The sequence below is a fragment of the Syntrophus aciditrophicus SB genome, assembly GCF_000013405.1.
Taxonomy (GTDB): Bacteria; Desulfobacterota; Syntrophia; order Syntrophales; family Syntrophaceae; genus Syntrophus; species Syntrophus aciditrophicus.
In genome coordinates this window covers 1,886,400-1,904,877 of the sequence record NC_007759.1, presented here as the reverse complement: position 1 = coordinate 1,904,877, position 18,478 = coordinate 1,886,400, and the positions used below count along the sequence as shown (strand labels likewise).

The following is an 18,478-nucleotide window of genomic DNA, read 5'->3' as shown; positions in this document are numbered from 1 at the left end:
TTATATTTTGAGATGGAGTTTCTTCAATACGCCGGTGGGGTGTGTCCGTAAACCCGAAAACGACAGGCGGAACAGTTACCACCAATTCTTTCTGCGGAAGTAGAGCACCATAAGACCCGCGATGGTCAGTAGAATTCCCCATACCATGGCATAGCCCCACCGCCACTCCAGTTCCGGCATATATTTGAAATTCATGCCATAAATCCCGGCGATGAAGGTCAGCGGCATAAAGAGAGTCGCGATGACGGTCAGCACCTTCATAACTTCGTTCATCCGGTTGCTTATACTGGAAAGGTAGATGTCCATCATGCCGGACAGCATATCCCTGAAGGTTTCCAGGGTGTCGATGATATGGATGGTGTGATCGTAAATGTCCTTGAAATAAACAACGGACGATTTGCTTATCAACGGGGATTCTGATCGCTCCATGGTGCTGATCATCTCCCGGAGAGGCCAGAGTGACTTTCGCAGCAGGATCATCTCTTTCTTCAGCCCCTGCAGGGTATCAAGCATTCCGGCAGAGGGGCTTTTAATCAGTGCCTGTTCGAGCAGTTCTATTCTTTCCCCTGAATTTTCAAGAATAAGAAAGTAATGATCCACAATTGCGTCAATCAACGCGTGGGTCAGATAATCCGGGCCGCTTCTACGCAGCCGTCCTCTGGCATTGTCGAGTCGTTCTCTGATGGGTTGAAATATGCTGCCGGCCTGTTCCTGGAAGGAAATCACAAAATTGGCGCCTAAAATAATACTGATCTGTTCCGATTTAATGTCGACTTTTCCTGGATTGTCGAAGTAGAACATCTTCAGCACGATATAGAGGTAATCACCATAATCCTCCATTTTCGGACGCTGGTCCGTGTTCAGGATGTCTTCGAGGGTCAGAGGGTGGAGGCCGAATTTCAAACCGAGCTCTTCCAGGACGGGAATTTCCGGAATGCCCTCGAAGCTGATCCAGCTGATTCCCGTTTCTTGAAGAAAGGAAGCACAAGCGGATATCTGCTGGATGTCCATCCTCTGCAGAGTCTGTTCATTATAATGAATCAGTGAGATTTTCGTCTTTTCCGCAGTTTTTTCCCCGATATGAACGAGGGAACCAGGCGGCAGGCCCACTTTCCCCGATCGGGTTTTCCCGGGTCTAACCATCTTCCGTCATCTCCGTGGAAGGTCTTGGGGCTTGTGAAGGATGTGTGCTGATCCTTTTTTTCAGTTTTACGTTGACTGTGACCTCAGGTATTTTACCGCCTTCGAGACGAACTTCCGCTGGCATAATCAGAATGGCGGTGTGGGTCTGAGCATCTGTTGTGGGATGCAGGGAAATGGGTTCCGTTTTCAGCTGGAAATGCCTGGATCGCTCTCTGTAGGGTATGAGAATTCTGACGGAAGACGGTATAAGAGTGGTCCTCTGCACGATCCAGTCGTTGGAAGGCAGCTTGACAACCGCTTCAATGGAAGCAGTCACGGCGGTAAATCGCGACGCCGTGATCGTTATGCGTTCCGGTTTGATTCCGACTACAGTCAGGCCTGGAGGAACTGTGACCAGGTCTCCGGTCAATGAGATTTCCTGCTTCCCGGGTTGAGTTTTTGCGAGATCAATGGAAACCTTGAGCCTTTCCGGATTCAAGAGCCTGAAAGCTTGGGATGATCCGGTAAGAGTGACTACGGCGTCGGTGTTCCTGGTGCCTTCCAGCACCCAGTCGGGAGCGAGATTGACGTATTCAATGGGAGCGGTAAAATCCCTTCGGACCGAGTCCCTCTGATAACCGAACGTAAGCCAGAGAATGATGGCAAGAACAAAGGCAATGACTTTTTCCTTGGGATTTTCCTTCAGCCAGGCAAGAACGGGATGTTGTGGTCGTGGAGGGGCATTACGGGCATAAAAGTCTTCCAGGGCGCTCCTCAGTTCGGACGCGTTTTCAACCTGATTCAACTGCTCACCCTGTGCGAGGGATAGAGTGCCTCTCTCTTCTGAAACAACGATGCAGAGGGCGTCGGATCTTTCGGACAGGCCGAGGGCGGCAGTATGACGCAAGCCATAGCGACTGTGGGGAGGGATGTTGCTGGTCAACGGAAGATGACAGCCAAACAGTTCAATACGGTCGTCCCGAATGACTATTGCGCCGTCATGACCCTTGGAATGAGGGTCAAAAATGCTTTCAAGGAGGGGTTCGCTGAGAAGGCCATCCAGTCGGACTCCCCCGGTCAGATGTCGGTCCAGAGGTTCGTTGCCCGCAATGACCATCAGGGCGCCGATGCGCTGCCGGGCAAGATTTGCGGCGGTATGGGCGATGATCTCCGCACTGGAATGGGAAGAAGCCACGTCGCGCAGGCTGATTTTGAAGCGCCCCCAGAGGGCGAGTCTTTCGAAAAACCGTCGAAGATCTTCCTGAAAGATGACGACGATTACGAAAAGAAAAATGGCAAAAAAGCCCTGCAATACGAGGGTTGTCAGATAGAGCTGGAAGAAACGGGCCAGGATATAGATAAGACCCAGAACACCGATGCCGAAAAGAACAAATCGGGATGCCCTGTCCTTAAACCAGATCAGTAGTGCTGAAATCATGACAGTGATAATGGCGATGTCAAGAATATCCTGAATCTGAAAGCTTTTCAGTATCGGCCAGAGGCGTGTCAGCATAATGTCCTTCTCTGCACCTTGAAGATTATGGAATCTGTCGGCCTGATTTTACATCCATGATTATCTTATATGTGCAGCCCCCGAACCCTGTCAAGAACATATTGAATTATCGATAGATTTGCTTTCTGCAGGAATGATGGACGGCAATGGGCACGTGATTTGAGTTCGAAAAAATATCCTTGACAGTATTCCTTTTTTCCTGCTAAAAGATCACAACATTGGATGTTACTTGTTAATATTAAAACGATCAGGGAAAAAATGAGAGAGACAGATTTTATTATAAACATGAACTGGTGGTGGCAGGCCTCAATACAGGGGTTTGTCCGCCGGTAAGAGTTAACAGATAAAAACTGAAGCCGTGGAGAAGCTCCCAGGAACCTCCACGGCTTTTTTGTTTTAGAAAACAGGGTTGGGATAAAAGGCCGTGAAGAATTTCACGGCCTTTTTATTTTTCAGCAGAGGGAAAAGTCAAGCATGCATACACCTGATTATGAAACATTTAAGAAACTTACCAGAGAAGGAAATCTTATTCCCCTTTATCGGGAAATCCTGGCAGATATTGAAACCCCGGTTTCCGTTTTCATGAAGCTTCGTGAACAGCCTTATGCCTTTCTACTGGAGAGTGTGGAAGGAGGAGAAAAATGGGGACGTTATACTTTTCTAGGTGCTGACCCCCGTCTTGTTTTCCGGGTTCGAGGGGCAGAGGTCCTCATTGAAGAGCAGAACAGAACGATTCGTCATGATCATCAGGGCAATCCGCTTCAGTATCTCAAAGAACTGCTGAAACAATATTCCCCCGTTTCCGTCGAGGGTCTGCCAAGATTTTATGGCGGAGCGGTCGGATTTCTGGGGTATGAGATGGTCAACTTTTTCGAACGCCTTCCTGCTTCCACGAAGGATGATCTGCACACCGACGAGGCTGTTTTTCTTCTGACGGACACGCTGATCATTTTTGATCGGGTTCGACACACGATAAAAGTGGTGGCCTGTGTGCATGTCGATGGGGAGCAGAACCTTCAGGACCTTTACGGGGAGGCCATCGGGAAAATCGACGCCATGGCGGCTCTGCTGCAGATCCCGTCAAGCGGAGCCTGTCGTGAATCTACGCGGCCGTCCCCCGTGGATTTTACCGTGAACATGACATCCGAGGCATTTCGGAACAGCGTGGAGCGTGCCAAGGAATACATCCGGGCCGGGGATATCATTCAAGTTGTGCTTTCCCAGCGTTTCGAAGGGGAAACGTCCCTGGATCCCCTTGATCTGTATCGGGCGGTCCGGTTTATCAATCCCTCGCCTTATCTGTTCTTCCTGAAAATGAAAGATATGGTCCTGATCGGTTCCTCGCCGGAAGTCATGGTCCGCCTGGAAGAGGGTATTGTCGAGCTAAAGCCCATTGCCGGAACGCGCCCGAGAGGCAGAACGGAACAGGAAGACCGGCGGCTGGCCGATGAACTCCTGGATGATCCGAAGGAACGGGCGGAGCATGTCATGCTGGTGGATCTGGGTCGGAACGACCTGGGTCGGATCGCCCGCACCGGAAGCGTCCAGATCACACAGTTGATGGTTATCGAGCGATACTCTCATGTCATGCATATCGTTTCCTCCATTCAGGGCCAGCTGGACGACAGCCGGGATGCCTTTGACGTCCTGAAGGCTGCCTTTCCCGCCGGAACGCTGACGGGAGCTCCCAAGATCCGGGCCATGGAAATCATCGATGAACTGGAACCGGTCCGACGGGGACCTTATGGTGGAGCGGTCGGGTATTTCAGCTTTTCAGGAAATATGGATTTCTGCATTACCATCCGGACGATGCTGCTGAAAAACGGGAAAATGTACATTCAGGCGGGCGCCGGCATTGTTGCCGATTCCGATCCGCAGGCGGAATACCAGGAAACGGAGAACAAGGCTGCAGCGATGCGCCGAGCCGTGGAACTGGCGGTGTCGGGTTTTGAAATCTAAGCGGGGGATTCCCTGATAATTAAACAAACGCAAAAAAGATAAAGAAACGAGGAAAAACAAGATGATTCTGATGATCGACAATTATGATTCTTTTACCTTTAATCTGGTTCAGTACCTGAAACAAATGGGGGAAGATGTACGGGTCTATCGCAACGACGAGATTTCGCTGGATGAAATCGAGGCCATGAAACCGGCGGCGATTTTCCTTTCACCGGGGCCCTGCAGTCCCAGGGAAGCGGGAATTACGGTGGACGTGATCCGGGCCTTTTATCGGAAGATCCCACTTATGGGCGTCTGTCTGGGGCACCAGTCGATCGGCTATGCCTTCGGCGCCGAGGTTGTCCGGGCCGATCGGCTCATGCATGGTAAAACTTCTCAAGTCGACCATGATGGGAAAACCATCTTCAAAGGGTTGCCGAAACCTTTTACGGCAGGCCGGTATCATTCTCTGATCATCAAAAGGGATTCCCTACCGGACTGTTTTGAAGTGACGGCGGAAACGGAGGATGGCGAGATCATGGGAATTCGACACCGGAATTTCCCCGTAGAGGGCATTCAGTTTCATCCGGAATCGATTCTCACCCCCAACGGCAAGCGTATTCTGAGAAACTTTCTGAATATGCTTGCGGCAGACAATGAGGAAAGCGGACAATCCGAAGAATTCCGGGCTGCAACAGCGTGCGCTTGAATATCGAAGATCCGGAAAAGGGGAAAATAATAAACCTGAAAAAAAATGAATAAAAAAGAGGGAAGGAGTTTGAATATGATTAAAGAGTCCATTGCAAAGGTGGTCGAAGGTGTCAATCTCAACGAAGCGGAAATGACGGCGGCAATGAATGACATTATGGAGGGTGAAGCGACGCCGGCTCAGATCGGGTCATTCATAACGGCCCTGCGGATGAAAGGTGAAACTGTGGAAGAAGTCACCGGGGCGGCCCGGAGCATGCGGCAGAAAGCGACGCGCATCGATGCCCGGGCGCCGGTCATTGTGGACACCTGCGGCACCGGCGGTGACAGGATGAATACGTTCAATATCTCCACAACCGCGGCTTTTGTGGTTGCTGCGGCGGGGATTACGGTGGCCAAGCATGGAAACCGAGCCGTATCCAGCGCCTGCGGCAGCGCCGACGTGCTTGAGGCTCTGGGGGTCAACATCAGTGCCGGGGTTGAAATTGTTGAAGAGTGTGTCCAGCAGATCGGAATCGGCTTTCTTTTTGCTGCCAAACTTCACGGCGCCATGAAGTACGCCGTTGGGCCCCGGCGGGAGATCGGGGTTCGCACCATTTTCAACATGCTTGGCCCCCTGACCAACCCGGCCGGAGCCAACGCCCAGCTTATCGGTGTTTATGATGCGAAACTGACGGAGATGTTTGCCGGTGTTCTGAAAAATCTGGGAGCGCGGCGCGCATTCGTCGTTCACGGTTCCGATGGTCTCGACGAGGCGACAGTTACGGGGCCGACACGCGTTTCGGAACTGAAAGAGGGAATCATTTCGACTTACAACATCGATCCTATCGATCTCTTTGGCCGAACCTTCGACGGAAAGGATCTCGTCGGCGGCGATTCGTCGCTCAATGCCCAGATTGCGCGGGATGTTCTGACGGGAAAAGACGGGGCGTGCCGCAGCATCGTCCTCCTCAATGCCGCGCTGGCCATCATGGCGGGTGAAAAGGCGGGAACGCTGAAGGAAGGCCTGGCGATTGCCGCGGATTGCATTGACAGTGGGAAGGCCGCAAGAAAACTTCAGGAACTCATAGAAATGAGCAACAGTTGAATCTCGCCGAGTCAAAAAAACGGGAGAACAGGATGATATCGATTTTTGAACAGATATTTGAGGTGAAAAGGGCGGATATTGACCAGCTCAAAAAATCACTTCCTCTCGACGAACTGAAAAAAATGGCTCAGGATCGGCCTCCATGCAGGGACTTCAAAGGTGCACTGACAGGCCGGGAGTGTGCCGTAATTGCAGAGGTGAAATTCCGTTCTCCGTCGAAGGGGCTGCTGCGGGCGGGTCTCGACCCCGCTGTGGTTGCGGAGATCTACGAAAGAAACGGAGCGGCGGCCATCTCGGTGCTGACCGACAGGCCATTCTTCGGGGGAGAAAAATTCTATCTGAATGTCATCCGCCGCACCGTCGGTCTGCCTGTCCTCCGCAAGGATTTCATCATCGATTCCTGGCAGGTCTATGAATCAAGAATGCTCGGGGCAGACGCCATTCTCCTGATTGTCGGGATGCTGGAGGACAGACAGTTGCGGGAGTATCTCGATCTGGCCGGTACCCTGGGGCTTGCGGCACTTGTTGAAGTTCATGACCATGAGGAACTGGAGCGCGCTGTGAGGGCGAACGCCGGAATTATCGGCATCAACAATCGGAATCTGAAAAATTTCATAACCGATCTGAACACCACTCTGGAGCTTGTTTCCTCCATTCCGGGGGACCGGTTTGTCGTCACGGAAAGTGGAATCCGTTCCCGGGAAGATGTCCAGCGGATGATGTCCGCGGGCATCACCGCCTTCCTGATCGGAGAAACCCTGATGACTGCCCCGGATATCGGGCTAAAATTGCGGCAGTTGCTGGGAAAGGAAGATGCGGTGTCATGACGGAGATCAAATTCTGCGGCATGACCCGACTGTCTGATGCGCTCGTCGCCGCGGAAAACGGTGCGAACGCCCTGGGATTTATTTTTTATCCCCGCAGTCCCCGTTATCTTCCACCCGAAAAGGCGAGGGAACTGATCCGTCGGCTGCCTCCGGAAGTGATCCGCGTTGGAGTTTTTGTCAACGAAGCTGTTGAAAAGGTGAAGGAAATTTATCATATTTGCGGACTGGATCTGGTGCAGCTTCACGGTGATGAGAACCCCGATTATTGCAGGCGGTTTCCCGCCCCTATGCTGATCCGGGCCGTATCCCCCCGGAACGGAGCAGACCTGGCGGTTCTGGACCGGTACTCCTGCCGGGCGTTCCTGCTGGACCGTCGGGAAGGGGCTCTCTATGGGGGGACGGGAGGAATTTCAAACTGGGAGCTGGGAAGACGGATCCGGGAACGCTTTCCTCTGATCCTGGCCGGCGGTTTGAATCCCGAAAACGTCATGACTGCCATTGAGAACGTTTTGCCTCATGCCGTGGACATCAACAGCGGGGTGGAGTCCGCTCCCGGCATCAAGGATCCGGAAAAAATCCGTGCCGTTCTTGCCGCCGTCCGGCGGTATCAGGGGATAAGGGAAACGGAAGAAGAAAGGAAGGAACCGGAGAGATTCCGCATTTTTGAGCGGACGGATGAGAAAATCTGATTCCAATTCCTATTGAAAGACGATATCAGGGTGCCATGACAACAGGGAAGCGGGCGTACAAAAGAGAAACATCAAGAAACTGAGATCGAGTCCGGGGAAGCATTTTCCTTTTAAAAAGGAAACCGGAACCATGACAGAGATAAGGTGAAAGAAAATGAAAGGGTTATTACCGGATAAACGCGGGCACTTCGGAATTTTCGGCGGACGCTATGCCGCTGAGACGCTGATGCCTGCTCTGATTGAACTGGAAAAAGCCTATCGTCAGGCTCGGCGGGACAAGGTTTTCCGGGAAGAATATTCCCGCTATCTTCAGGATTATTCAGGAAGGGCTACGCCGCTTTATTTTGCTCAGAGGCTGACGGAAGCTTTGGGCGGAGCGAAAATCTATCTGAAGCGGGAAGATCTGAATCACACCGGTTCACACAAGATCAACAACACCCTGGGGCAGGCGCTGATGGCCAGACGGCTGGGAAAAAAGAAGGTCATCGCGGAAACGGGGGCGGGTCAGCACGGCGTGGCAACGGCTACGGTGGCTGCGCTGTTCGGCATGGAATGCCGCATTTTCATGGGGGAAGAAGACATCCGGAGGCAGGCTCCAAATGTCTTCCGCATGAAGATCCTCGGCTCGGAGGTGATTCCTGTCTCTTCCGGGACGGCCACACTCAAGGATGCCATGAATGAGGCGATGAGATACTGGGTTTCCGCCGTTCAGGATACCTTTTATGTCATTGGAACTACAGCCGGGCCCCATCCCTATCCCATGATGGTCAGGGATTTTCAGAGCGTGATCGGTCGGGAGGTCAAACGACAGATCCTCAGGAAGGAAGGGAGATATCCGGATATCCTGATCGCCTGTGTCGGCGGTGGAAGCAATGCCATGGGGCTCTTCTATCCCTTCCGCGGGGAAGAAAATGTGGCGATGTTCGGCGTCGAGGCGGCCGGCAAAGGGCTGGATTCTCCGCTCCACTCCGCCAGCATCAGCGCCGGACGCGTGGGAGTGCTCCATGGCAATCGCACCTTTCTGCTTCAGGATGAGCATGGCCAGATCCGGGATGCTTATTCCATCGCCGCAGGACTGGATTATCCCGGTGTCGGTCCGGAGCACAGTTATTTTTCCCATATCGGCCGGGCTTCCTATGTCGCGGTAACGGATGAGGAGGCAGTCGAGGCCTTCAAGACGCTTTCCCGGTATGAAGGGATCATTCCCGCCATGGAGAGCGCTCATGCCCTGGCTTATGCCATGAAGCTGGTTCCGACGCTGAAACGGGAGCAGCTTGTCGTGGTCAATCTTTCCGGAAGGGGAGACAAGGATGCGGAAGTGATCGCCAGACAGATGGAGGTACAATGAACCCATGAACAGGATAGCGCAGACATTCCAGCGTCTGAAAGAAAGAGGGGAAAAGGCCCTGGTGGCCTATGTGACGGCTGGTGACCCCGATCTGGATAAAACCCGGGAAATCCTCGTCGGCCTGAAGGAAGGAGGAGTGGACATCCTGGAAATCGGTGTTCCCTTTTCCGATCCCACCGCGGACGGCCCTGTCATTCAGGCCGCGGCCCAGAGGGCCCTGAAAACAGGGACCACGTTGAGCCGGATTCTCGACATGATTCAAGACCTGCGAAAGATCATCGATCTCCCGGTGGTTCTTTTCGGCTATTACAATCCCATCTACGCGTACGGCACGGAGCGTTTTGCGGAGCGCGCTAAGGCCGCCGGCGTCGATGGTCTGCTTGTGGTCGATCTTCCTCTTGAAGAAGCGGAAGAACTTCGCGGGAAAACGGACTCAAAAGGATTGGACTTTATTACCCTGATCGCCCCGACGACATCGGAGGAAAGGATGTGTCGGATCGCCCGCAGGGCACAGGGATTCATTTATTACATCTCCATTACAGGGGTGACTGGAACGGCCACACCATCAAGGGACAACGTCGAGCGGGAGATCAGAAGAATTCGGACGCATTCGGATCTTCCGCTTGTCGTCGGATTTGGCATTTCTACGCCGGAGCAGGCTCGGGAATTGGCTTCTCTGGCGGACGGAATCGTCATCGGCAGTGCTTTTGTGAGGCTGATAGCGGAAAATGCGGACAGTCCCGAACTGGCAGCGAGGGTCTCGTCCTTTGCCCGGGAGATCAAAAAAGCGATGCAGGAATAATCATATTCCTCTTGACAAGGCAGCAGCTTTATGATTTGATTCCCACCATTCGAAATTGTATGAAGAGGATACGGGCGGGGACGCTGCAAGATTCCCCTTAAAAGAGGGGGAGCGGAGACAGGAAAACGTGATGGACAGAGCAGTCGAAAGAAACAATTCCAAGTATTTTAGCTATTATTGGTATTTTTTTCTGAAGATCTGTCCATTGCTTCGGGTGGGTTGAACTAATAGATTAAAACACCAAGCCATGGGCAGATCAGACGCTGCCCATGGCTTTTTCGGTTTATGGCCACGGCGGCAGACAGCACCGTGGCCATTTTTGTTGATGCTTTTTCCGTTCGAAATCGGAAAAGGCAAGAAAAGGAGAACGATCTCATGATTATCGTCATGAAAAGAAACGCAACGGAAACTCAGATCGATCATGTCGTCCGCTGGGTGGAGTCCATTGGATACAGGGCTCATCGTTCCAACGGCACGGAACAGACGGTAGTCAAGGCTGTAGGGGGTGAGCGCGGTGGAGAGGAACTGAAATATCTGGCCGCGCTTTCCGGCGTGGAAAAGGTTGTCCCGATCCGTAAACCGTACAAGCTGACAAGTCGAGAGGCAAAAGAGGAGGATACTGTCGTCCATGTGGGTGATGTCCGGATCGGCTCGGGAGAATTCGTTGTCATGGCCGGGCCCTGTTCCGTAGAAAGCGAGGAACAGTTGCTGGAAAGCGCCTACATCGTCCGGAAGGGCGGAGGCCGGATTCTGCGCGGGGGTGCCTTTAAACCCCGGACATCGCCATACAGTTTTCAGGGGATGGAAGAGGATGGCTTGAAACTGCTCGCGAAAGCCCGTGAAAAAACAGGGCTGCCCGTGGTGACGGAGATCGTGAATCCCGAGGACCTGGACCTGGTTGAGGCCTATACCGACATCCTTCAGGTGGGAGCCCGGAATGTCCAGAACTTTGCTCTTTTGAAAAAAATCGGCAGATCACGCAAGCCCGTTCTCCTGAAAAGAGGGATGATGACCACTATAGAGGAACTGTTGATGTCCGCGGAGTATATCCTGTCCGCAGGCAATGACCAGGTGATCCTCTGTGAGCGGGGGATACGGACTTTTGAGACGGCAACGCGCAATACCCTGGACATCAGCGCCGTGCCCGTGCTGAAGGAACTGACCCATCTGCCGGTCATCATCGATCCCAGTCATGCGACGGGGCACTGGAAATATGTCATCCCACTGAGTCGGGCGGCGCTTGCCGTCGGCGCGGACGGAGTGATTGTGGAGATGCATCCTCAGCCGGAAAAGGCGTTCTGTGACGGTGCGCAGTCTCTCACACCGGAGAAGTTCTATGAGCTGATGGAAGAGCTTAAAACAATGGAATATGTACTGAATATGACGACGAAGGTGCCGGCATGAAGAGGATCAAGGTTCATCTGGACAAACGCCTCTCCGAGACTCATGAAATTTGTATCGGTTATGATTTCCAGGATCGCATCGGTCTTTTGATCGCGAAAGAGCATCCGGCAAACCGTTACGTCATCGTTACCGATTCCAATGTATCCGGACTGTATGGTAAGACGTTTCTCGAAAAGCTCAGGGAATTGGGACTGCCGGCTGAACTCCTCGAATTTCCCGCCGGCGAAGGCTCGAAAACCATGGATACCGTCCTTGCCCTTACCTCCCGGCTTCTGGAGCGGGGAGTCGATCGTCATTCTCTGCTGCTTGCCCTTGGCGGCGGAGTGGTGGGCGATCTGACAGGGTTTGTCGCCTCAATTTACATGCGTTCCGTTCCTTTTATTCAGATACCCACGACGCTGATGGCACAGGTGGACAGCAGCATCGGCGGAAAAACGGCTGTCAATCTGCCGCAGGGGAAGAACCTCCTGGGAACCTTCTATCAGCCGAAGCGGATTTTTACCGACCTGAAATTCCTGGAAACTCTTTCCGATGATGAATATCTCAACGGTGTGGCGGAAATCGTAAAATACGGGGTGATCGACGAACCGGGATTCTTTGAGCTGCTCGAAAGGGAAGTTCCGGCTATACGAGAAAGAAACCTGGAGGTACTGAAAAAGGTCATTGAACAGTCCTGTCGGATTAAAAAAGGGGTCGTGGAAATCGATGAGCAGGAATCGGGATTTCGCCGCATCCTCAATTATGGTCATACCATCGGCCATGCCCTGGAGGCCTCCTCGAATTTTACCCTTGCTCACGGAAAGGCTGTCGCCCTGGGCATGATCGCTGCTTCAGGCATTTCAGTCCAGTCCGGTTATCTGTCTTTGGAGGAAAGAGATCGAATCGAAAACATGATTCGCGACCTCGGCCTTCCTGTTCGCATTCCGGAAAGTTTTCCGCAATCAAATGTGCTGGAGCGTCTCCAGATGGACAAAAAGAAGGAAGGGAGCGAACTGCCCTTCGTGCTGTTGAAAAAAATCGGCATACCCTTTATCACTAAGGGCGTCGAAAAATCTCATCTGGAAAAAGTTCTGGAGGAAATGAAAGCATGACCGGCCGATCTCTGGATGATCTTCGGAAATCCATTCAGAACATGGACAACAGGATTGTTCAACTTCTCAATGAAAGGGCTGTTCTGGCCCTGGAAATCGGAAGGACAAAAGCCGACCTGGGGATGGAAATCTATGATCCGGTGCAGGAGGAACAGGTTTACAGCCGACTCGCGCACTATAATAACGGTCCAATGCCGGTTTCCGTGCTCTCCGCAATTTTTGGCCACGTGGTGGCCGCATCCCGCTACCTGCAGAATACGCTGATGACTTCGCTTCTTCCCTGGCAGAAACGGGAAGGGCTGGGCAGGGTAAGGATCTGCATTCCTGTCGTGGGATCAGAGCGGGATGAGGCGATTCGACAGATTCACGCGGCTGCGCCTCTTGCGGACCTGCTGGAACTGAGGCTGGATCTGATCGAAGAAGGCAGCCTGAAGGAACTGGTCGGGGAGATTCGAAGAAACCCCTTTCCCGTCAAGATCGTGGCAACCCACCGCAGAAGGGAAGAAAGCGGAAGCCTTCAGACGCCCGGGGAAGAAATAGCTGAGGAAGCGCGGATTGCCGTGTTGAAGGAGGCAATTCTGCTGGGTGTCGATTACGTGGATATTGAATTGTCCACGTCTCCAGTCCTGCGGGATTCGTTAAATGAGCTTATCGCGGAACATCTCGGGCGAACGCAGCTTATTATTTCCTGCCACAATTTTCATGAAACGCCCTCCGATGCCGCCCTGGAGGATCTCTGGAGGGGCTGCCGGGAAGCCGGGGCGCGTGTCATCAAGATTGTCACCTTTGCCCGTACGATGGCCGATAACCTTCGCGTATTGCGGCTCATTCCATGGTCTCTGGGGAAAGGACAGGAAATTGTCGCCTTCTCCATGGGAGAACTGGGAAAGATAAGCCGGGTCATGTCGCCTCTCCTGGGGGCGCATTTTACATTCGCTTCGCTGGGACAGGAATCAGCTACGGCTCCAGGTCAACTGACCGCGGCGGAACTGCTCAGGATACTTGAAATTCTGGGTGGCAACACCTCAGAGGAACTTAAAAGCAAGGAAGGTTTCCGGAAGGCGCACCGAGTTCAGACGGGAAACGGGGAGGCTGTCGATGAACAACTCCCCTGATGACTTTAGCCCCTTAGGGACAACTCTCCCGGATTCATTCCGAACTCCGATTCTCCTCGCACTGCTTGGCCATCCGGTCGGGCACAGTCTTTCCCCCCTCATGCATTCCACCGCTTTGAAACATCTTCATCTGGAAGGTCGATATGAAGCCTGGGACGTTTCCGATCTGAGTCAGGCCATGGTTGATCTGAAACGGAAGGGATTCCGGGGGGCCAGCGTGACGATTCCCTACAAAAGAGACATCATGTCATTTCTTGATGATATTGATGAGCAGGCACGTTCCATCGGCGCCGTGAACACACTGATCCGACGGGGCGATGGATTTGTGGGTGCCAATACGGACTGGGAGGGACTGATCCGGGCTTTGCGAAGCGTGACATCGATCCGGGGTCGGCGTTTTGTCGTTCTGGGCGCGGGCGGGACGGCGCGGGCGGCCCTGTACGGAATCCTTGGAGAAGGAGGAGGGGCTGTGGTGGTCAATCGCACCGAAAAACGCGGACGCGAACTTGCTGATGATTTCGGATGCCCTTCTTACCCCTTGACGGAAATTGATACCCTGCAGGGCGATGTTCTGATCAACACGACTCCTGTCGGGATGACGCCGAATACGGAGGTTTCTCCCGTCCCTTCCGCAGTGCTCAGCCGTTTCAGTTTGGTCGCCGATGTGATATACACCCCCCTGCGTACACGGCTTCTGCGGGAAGCGGAGCGGGCCGGCTGTACGGTCCTGTCCGGAGTGGAGATGTTTGTTGAACAGGGCGCGGCGCAATTTCGATTGTGGACCGGACTGGAGCCCCCGGTGGATCTGATGCGGCAGGTTGTGCGGAATCAACTGGAGAAAGCGGAAAAGGAGCAGAGATGAGTCCTGACAATCGATCAAATCGAAGGGTAATTCTTCAAGTCCCCGGATCGAAAAGCATCACACAACGGGCTTTGACCATTGCGGCACTGGCGAACGGTGAATCCCTGCTGCGGAATGCCCTGATCGCGGAAGATACCCGGTATCTCATGAAAGCCCTGGAACTTCTGGGAGCGTTCATTCAGGTTGAAGGAAGTGAAATCCGGATTACCGGCACCGGAGGTCGTCTTCAAGTTCCCGATCAGAGGATTTATCTGGGAAATAATGGAACGGCGTTGCGGTTTCTGACCACACTGGTCTGTCTTGGGGAAGGAGGCTTTGTCCTTGACGGGTCACCCCGTCTTCGAGAACGGCCGGTTGAGCCGCTGCTGCAGGTTTTGCGCTGCATGGGCGTATTCATCGATACGCCTGAAAATCCGGGATGTCCTCCTATCCACATTACGACGCGGGGACTTCCCGGAGGGCGTGCTTTCTTTGCCGATCTGGACAGCAGCCAGTATATTTCGTCCCTGCTTATCAGCAGTCCCTATGCGGCACGCAACGTAAAAATAATGCTCGCCGGCCGGACCGTCTCCGAGCCTTATATCGAAATGACCCTTAAGGTGATGGAACACTTCGGGATCTCTGTCGGAAGGCAATATGGAAAAGCGTTTTTTGTCGCTGCCGGCCAATCATATGTGGCGCAGTCCTTTGACATTGAAGGAGATTTCTCCAGCGCCTCCTATTTTTTCCTTGCCGCGGCCCTGGGGCTGGGGCGAGTCCAGGTGCCCGGTCTGACGGCGGAAAGCTCACAGGGTGACGCCCGTTTCCTGAAAATTCTGCAGAATCTGGGCTGCGCCGTATCTTGGAACGAGAAAGGCGTGGAAGTGGCGTGCGAAAAGCTGCACGCCGGCGATCTGATCCTTCCCATGGGAGACATCCCGGACATGGTGCCGTCGCTGGCTGTTCTTGCCGCGTTCCGGTCGGGACGCACCGTCATTACAGAGGCTGCTCATCTGCGCATCAAGGAGAGCAACCGCCTGGCTGCCCTGGCCAGGGAATTGTCGAGGATTGGAATCGCCGCGCAGGAAACGCTGGACGGCCTGATTATCGACGGCGGGCATCCCCATGGCGGTGATATCGAGACTTACAATGATCATCGGATCGCCATGAGCTTTGCCGTGGCTGGACTCGTCGTTCCAGAGATCAACATAGCGGATCGTGACTGTGTGCGGAAATCCTTTCCCGGATTCTGGGATGAACTCAAGAAACTGGCTTAAAAAGGGACACAGATGATTCGAATGACCGAGACCGAGAATGACGACCGGAACATTATCCTCATCGGCTATCGGGGAACAGGCAAAACTTCTGTCGGACAGGAACTTGCCAGAAGACTGCACCGGCCTTTTCATGATACCGATGTCCTGATCGAAAAGCGGGAAGGACGATCCATTCGGGATATGGTTGCCAGGGAAGGCTGGGCCTTTTTCCGGGAGAGGGAAAGAGCGGCGATTTCATCTCTGGACGGATTGCGTCGTTGCGTTCTGGCGACAGGGGGCGGCGCGGTGCTGGATCCGAAAAATGCCGAGGTGTTGAAATCTCTGGGGTGGGTCGTCCTGCTGACGGCTTCGGAAGAGATTATTGTCCGACGGATATTGAACGATCCCGCAAGCCGGGAACAAAGACCGTCCTTTTCGGGTAAGGCTTCGACTGAAATATCTGAAGAGACTATGAGAAAAGAAACGACGGAGATTCTGAAGCAGCGCATGCCCATATATAGAGTGCTGGCGGATCAGATTATTGACACCTCTCAGATATCGACTGCGGAAATTGTCGATGAAATTCTGCGCCGATTTCAGTCACAAAGGTTCAATGTTTAAAATAAAATATTGAACGAGAATCATAAAAACTTCATCAGTAACCGGGGATAAAAGCATGTCGGGAAATACCATAGGAAACGTCTTCCGGGTGACGACCTGGGGAGAGTCGCACGGCGGCGCCATCGGCGCGGTGATTGACGGCTGCCCGCCGGGACTCGGACTGTCGGAACAGCACATTCAGGCTGCACTGGACCGTAGAAAACCGGGTGTCGGGGCCTTTGCGACGCCCAGGCAGGAGACTGACCGGATTGAAATCCTTTCAGGCGTGTTTGAAGGGAGAACGACGGGAACGCCCATTGCACTGCTGATCCGCAACCGGGATGCGAACAGCGGGGCCTATGACGGCCTGCGCAACATCTTTCGTCCCGGTCACGGGGATTACACCTATTTCAAAAAGTATGGCCTCCGGGATCATCGGGGAGGGGGCCGGGCTTCGGGACGGGAGACGGCGGCGCGTGTGGCGGCCGGTGCCGTGGCCGCACTGGTGACGGCGGCTGCCGGAATTGATGTTCTGGCCTATACGATCGCTCTTGGCGGGGTTTCTATCTCCGAAAGCGGGACGACAGTCAACAGGGAATCTCTGGCAAATCCCCTGTGCTGTCCGGATCAGGAAGCGGCACGCAGGATGACGGGACGCCTGGAAGAGGCCCGAAATGCTGGAGACTCCCTGGGCGGGATTGTAGGCATTGTTGTGAGAGGATGCCCGGCTGGTCTTGGGGAGCCTGTTTTCGACAAGATGGATGCACAGCTGGCCGGCGCTCTCATGAGCATCGGTACCGTTAAAGGCGTAGAAATCGGCGCCGGGTTTGCTGTAGCAGGCATGAAGGGATCGGAAAGCAACGATCCTCTGAGTCCCGGCGGCTTTCTGGCTAATGCTTCCGGTGGAATTCTGGCGGGAATCACCAATGGGGAGCAGATTAACATGCGTGTGGCCTGCAAACCCATTCCGTCCATTTCCCGCTCTCAAAAGACCGTCGATAGGGAGGGCAACCCGGTAACGCTGTCGATCGGCGGCAGACATGATGTCTGCGTGATTCCACGAATCATTCCCGTCTGCGAGGCGATGGTGCAGATTGTCCTGGCGGATTTCCTCCTGCGGCAGAAGGCTGTAACCCTGTGATCGCTGCGATAAAGCAGGGCCTTGACCGGGGAGATTCGACGGCTGCGGGGAACAGGGAAAAAATTGATATCATAAACGAAAAAATCGAAGAGCCGGGAACCAGACACCCCAAAGAGTGCTCTGACAGGATATTCGATCAAGGAGGAATACGGCGGAACCATGGAAATCGGCATCATCGGCGGCAAGGGGGATATGGGGCGTTGGTTTGCCCGTTTTTTTGAAATGGAAGGCCACACAGTCCATATTTCCGATATCGATAAGGGAATGAGTCTTGACGAGATGGGAGCGAGGTGTCAGGTCGTCGTTGTAAGCGTACCTATCAGTGCCACGGTAGACGTGATCGAAAAGATCGGGCCCGTTATGGCAAAGGAAGCTCTGCTTATGGACATCACTTCCCTCAAGGCTGAGCCGGTAGCGGCCATGCTGAGCTGTGCCGATTGCGACGTAATCGGCTGTCATCCCCTTTTTGGACCTGAAGTTCCGTCAATGAATGGCTATTCCTTCGTTCTCTGCCCGGCACGGACCGGAAACGGATCATGGCTCGCCTGGCTGAAGACGCTCCTGCAAAAGAATGGAGCCTGTCTGGTGGAGACCACTCCTGAGGAGCATGATCGATTCATGAGCATCATCCAGGGCTTGAATCATTTCAATACCATAATCTTCGGAATGGTTATGGAAGCGCTGGATACGGATATCCAGAAGCTAAAACCCTTCACGACTCCGATTTTCGAGGAAAAAATCCTTATCATCAAGGAAGTGTTCAGTCACAACGCACGCATGTATTCCGAGATCCTCACTCGAAATCCCTATCTGCCCGCCATTCTGGATCAGTACGAACAGACTGTAAGGGAGATCAAACATCTCATCGAAATCCGCGACGCATACACTCTTCAGAAGAAACTTCAGAATGCAGGCGATCGCTATCCGGAAATGGTCAAACAGAATCCCGGCTGCACGTCTGTCAAAGAGTAACAAAGAAGCCAAAGCCGGAAGATA

General features: G+C 53.5%; 17 protein-coding genes. 15 read left to right on the top strand and 2 right to left on the bottom strand.

Annotation, left to right across the window (positions count from 1 at the left end; translation table 11 throughout):
* Positions 1 to 75: 75 nt before the first annotated feature.
* The gene (gene corA / locus SYN_RS08730; RefSeq protein WP_011417728.1) at positions 76 to 1,143 is read right to left on the bottom strand and encodes a magnesium/cobalt transporter CorA; all 1,068 of its coding nucleotides are present in this window, start codon (positions 1,141 to 1,143) and stop codon (positions 76 to 78) included.
* Complete coding sequence (locus SYN_RS15315; protein WP_011417727.1) at positions 1,136 to 2,635, bottom strand: diadenylate cyclase; 1,500 nt, start codon at positions 2,633 to 2,635, stop codon at positions 1,136 to 1,138. Before SYN_RS15315 ends, corA begins: the two co-directional genes overlap by 8 nt.
* Before the next feature lie 474 nt (positions 2,636 to 3,109).
* On the opposite strand from SYN_RS15315, the gene trpE reads away from it, so the two are divergent.
* From trpE to SYN_RS08650, 15 genes are all read left to right on the top strand, one after another.
* Positions 3,110 to 4,594, top strand: a complete 1,485-nt coding sequence (gene trpE, locus SYN_RS08720; protein ID WP_011417726.1) for an anthranilate synthase component I — start codon at positions 3,110 to 3,112, stop codon at positions 4,592 to 4,594.
* Between the two features lie 61 nt (positions 4,595 to 4,655).
* Positions 4,656 to 5,282 (top strand): anthranilate synthase component II, encoded by a 627-nt coding sequence (locus SYN_RS08715; RefSeq protein WP_011417725.1) that lies wholly within the window; start codon positions 4,656 to 4,658, stop codon positions 5,280 to 5,282.
* A gap of 75 nt (positions 5,283 to 5,357) precedes the next feature.
* Positions 5,358 to 6,368 (top strand): anthranilate phosphoribosyltransferase, encoded by a 1,011-nt coding sequence (gene trpD / locus SYN_RS08710; RefSeq protein WP_041584917.1) that lies wholly within the window; start codon positions 5,358 to 5,360, stop codon positions 6,366 to 6,368.
* Between the two features lie 32 nt (positions 6,369 to 6,400).
* Positions 6,401 to 7,195 carry an indole-3-glycerol phosphate synthase TrpC gene (trpC, locus tag SYN_RS08705; protein WP_041585573.1) on the top strand — a complete coding sequence of 265 codons (795 nt, stop codon included), beginning with the start codon at positions 6,401 to 6,403 and terminating at the stop codon, positions 7,193 to 7,195.
* Complete coding sequence (locus SYN_RS08700; protein ID WP_011417722.1) at positions 7,192 to 7,884, top strand: phosphoribosylanthranilate isomerase; 693 nt, start codon at positions 7,192 to 7,194, stop codon at positions 7,882 to 7,884. Before trpC ends, SYN_RS08700 begins: the two co-directional genes overlap by 4 nt.
* Positions 7,885 to 8,038: 154 nt before the next feature.
* Positions 8,039 to 9,232 (top strand): tryptophan synthase subunit beta, encoded by a 1,194-nt coding sequence (gene trpB / locus SYN_RS08695; RefSeq protein ID WP_011417721.1) that lies wholly within the window; start codon positions 8,039 to 8,041, stop codon positions 9,230 to 9,232.
* A 4-nt stretch (positions 9,233 to 9,236) separates the two neighbouring features.
* Positions 9,237 to 10,034: a tryptophan synthase subunit alpha gene (trpA, locus tag SYN_RS08690; RefSeq protein WP_011417720.1), complete on the top strand. Its 798-nt coding sequence runs from the start codon at positions 9,237 to 9,239 to the stop codon at positions 10,032 to 10,034.
* Positions 10,035 to 10,409: 375 nt separating this feature from the next.
* Entirely contained in the window at positions 10,410 to 11,438 is a 1,029-nt protein-coding gene (aroF, locus tag SYN_RS08685) for a 3-deoxy-7-phosphoheptulonate synthase (RefSeq protein WP_041585571.1), read from the top strand.
* A complete protein-coding gene (gene aroB / locus SYN_RS08680; protein WP_011417718.1) occupies positions 11,435 to 12,529 on the top strand; it encodes a 3-dehydroquinate synthase in 1,095 nt (364 codons plus the stop codon). Before aroF ends, aroB begins: the two co-directional genes overlap by 4 nt.
* Positions 12,526 to 13,644 carry a type I 3-dehydroquinate dehydratase gene (locus tag SYN_RS08675; RefSeq protein WP_011417717.1) on the top strand — a complete coding sequence of 373 codons (1,119 nt, stop codon included), beginning with the start codon at positions 12,526 to 12,528 and terminating at the stop codon, positions 13,642 to 13,644. The genes aroB and SYN_RS08675 overlap by 4 nt, the downstream gene beginning before the upstream one ends.
* Positions 13,628 to 14,506 (top strand): shikimate dehydrogenase, encoded by an 879-nt coding sequence (gene aroE / locus SYN_RS08670; protein WP_011417716.1) that lies wholly within the window; start codon positions 13,628 to 13,630, stop codon positions 14,504 to 14,506. Before SYN_RS08675 ends, aroE begins: the two co-directional genes overlap by 17 nt.
* Positions 14,503 to 15,762 (top strand): 3-phosphoshikimate 1-carboxyvinyltransferase, encoded by a 1,260-nt coding sequence (gene aroA / locus SYN_RS08665; RefSeq protein WP_041584916.1) that lies wholly within the window; start codon positions 14,503 to 14,505, stop codon positions 15,760 to 15,762. Before aroE ends, aroA begins: the two co-directional genes overlap by 4 nt.
* Before the next feature lie 12 nt (positions 15,763 to 15,774).
* On the top strand, positions 15,775 to 16,362 hold the full coding sequence (locus SYN_RS08660) for a shikimate kinase (protein ID WP_011417714.1): 588 nt from the start codon (positions 15,775 to 15,777) through the stop codon (positions 16,360 to 16,362).
* A gap of 55 nt (positions 16,363 to 16,417) precedes the next feature.
* Positions 16,418 to 17,482: a chorismate synthase gene (gene aroC, locus SYN_RS08655; protein ID WP_011417713.1), complete on the top strand. Its 1,065-nt coding sequence runs from the start codon at positions 16,418 to 16,420 to the stop codon at positions 17,480 to 17,482.
* A gap of 159 nt (positions 17,483 to 17,641) precedes the next feature.
* Positions 17,642 to 18,454 carry a prephenate dehydrogenase/arogenate dehydrogenase family protein gene (locus SYN_RS08650; RefSeq protein ID WP_011417712.1) on the top strand — a complete coding sequence of 271 codons (813 nt, stop codon included), beginning with the start codon at positions 17,642 to 17,644 and terminating at the stop codon, positions 18,452 to 18,454.
* Positions 18,455 to 18,478: the final 24 nt, after the last annotated feature.

Coding starts and splice junctions, on each gene's coding strand:
- SYN_RS08715 (WP_011417725.1), top strand. CDS start 4,656: ATGATTCTGATGATCGACAATTATGATTCTTTTACCTTTAATCTGGTT.
- aroF (WP_041585571.1), top strand. CDS start 10,410: ATGATTATCGTCATGAAAAGAAACGCAACGGAAACTCAGATCGATCAT.
- SYN_RS15315 (WP_011417727.1), bottom strand. CDS start 2,635: ATGCTGACACGCCTCTGGCCGATACTGAAAAGCTTTCAGATTCAGGAT.
- trpD (WP_041584917.1), top strand. CDS start 5,358: ATGATTAAAGAGTCCATTGCAAAGGTGGTCGAAGGTGTCAATCTCAAC.
- aroB (WP_011417718.1), top strand. CDS start 11,435: ATGAAGAGGATCAAGGTTCATCTGGACAAACGCCTCTCCGAGACTCAT.
- trpB (WP_011417721.1), top strand. CDS start 8,039: ATGAAAGGGTTATTACCGGATAAACGCGGGCACTTCGGAATTTTCGGC.
- aroA (WP_041584916.1), top strand. CDS start 14,503: ATGAGTCCTGACAATCGATCAAATCGAAGGGTAATTCTTCAAGTCCCC.
- trpA (WP_011417720.1), top strand. CDS start 9,237: ATGAACAGGATAGCGCAGACATTCCAGCGTCTGAAAGAAAGAGGGGAA.
- trpC (WP_041585573.1), top strand. CDS start 6,401: ATGATATCGATTTTTGAACAGATATTTGAGGTGAAAAGGGCGGATATT.
- SYN_RS08675 (WP_011417717.1), top strand. CDS start 12,526: ATGACCGGCCGATCTCTGGATGATCTTCGGAAATCCATTCAGAACATG.
- trpE (WP_011417726.1), top strand. CDS start 3,110: ATGCATACACCTGATTATGAAACATTTAAGAAACTTACCAGAGAAGGA.
- SYN_RS08700 (WP_011417722.1), top strand. CDS start 7,192: ATGACGGAGATCAAATTCTGCGGCATGACCCGACTGTCTGATGCGCTC.
- aroC (WP_011417713.1), top strand. CDS start 16,418: ATGTCGGGAAATACCATAGGAAACGTCTTCCGGGTGACGACCTGGGGA.
- aroE (WP_011417716.1), top strand. CDS start 13,628: ATGAACAACTCCCCTGATGACTTTAGCCCCTTAGGGACAACTCTCCCG.
- corA (WP_011417728.1), bottom strand. CDS start 1,143: ATGGTTAGACCCGGGAAAACCCGATCGGGGAAAGTGGGCCTGCCGCCT.
- SYN_RS08660 (WP_011417714.1), top strand. CDS start 15,775: ATGATTCGAATGACCGAGACCGAGAATGACGACCGGAACATTATCCTC.
- SYN_RS08650 (WP_011417712.1), top strand. CDS start 17,642: ATGGAAATCGGCATCATCGGCGGCAAGGGGGATATGGGGCGTTGGTTT.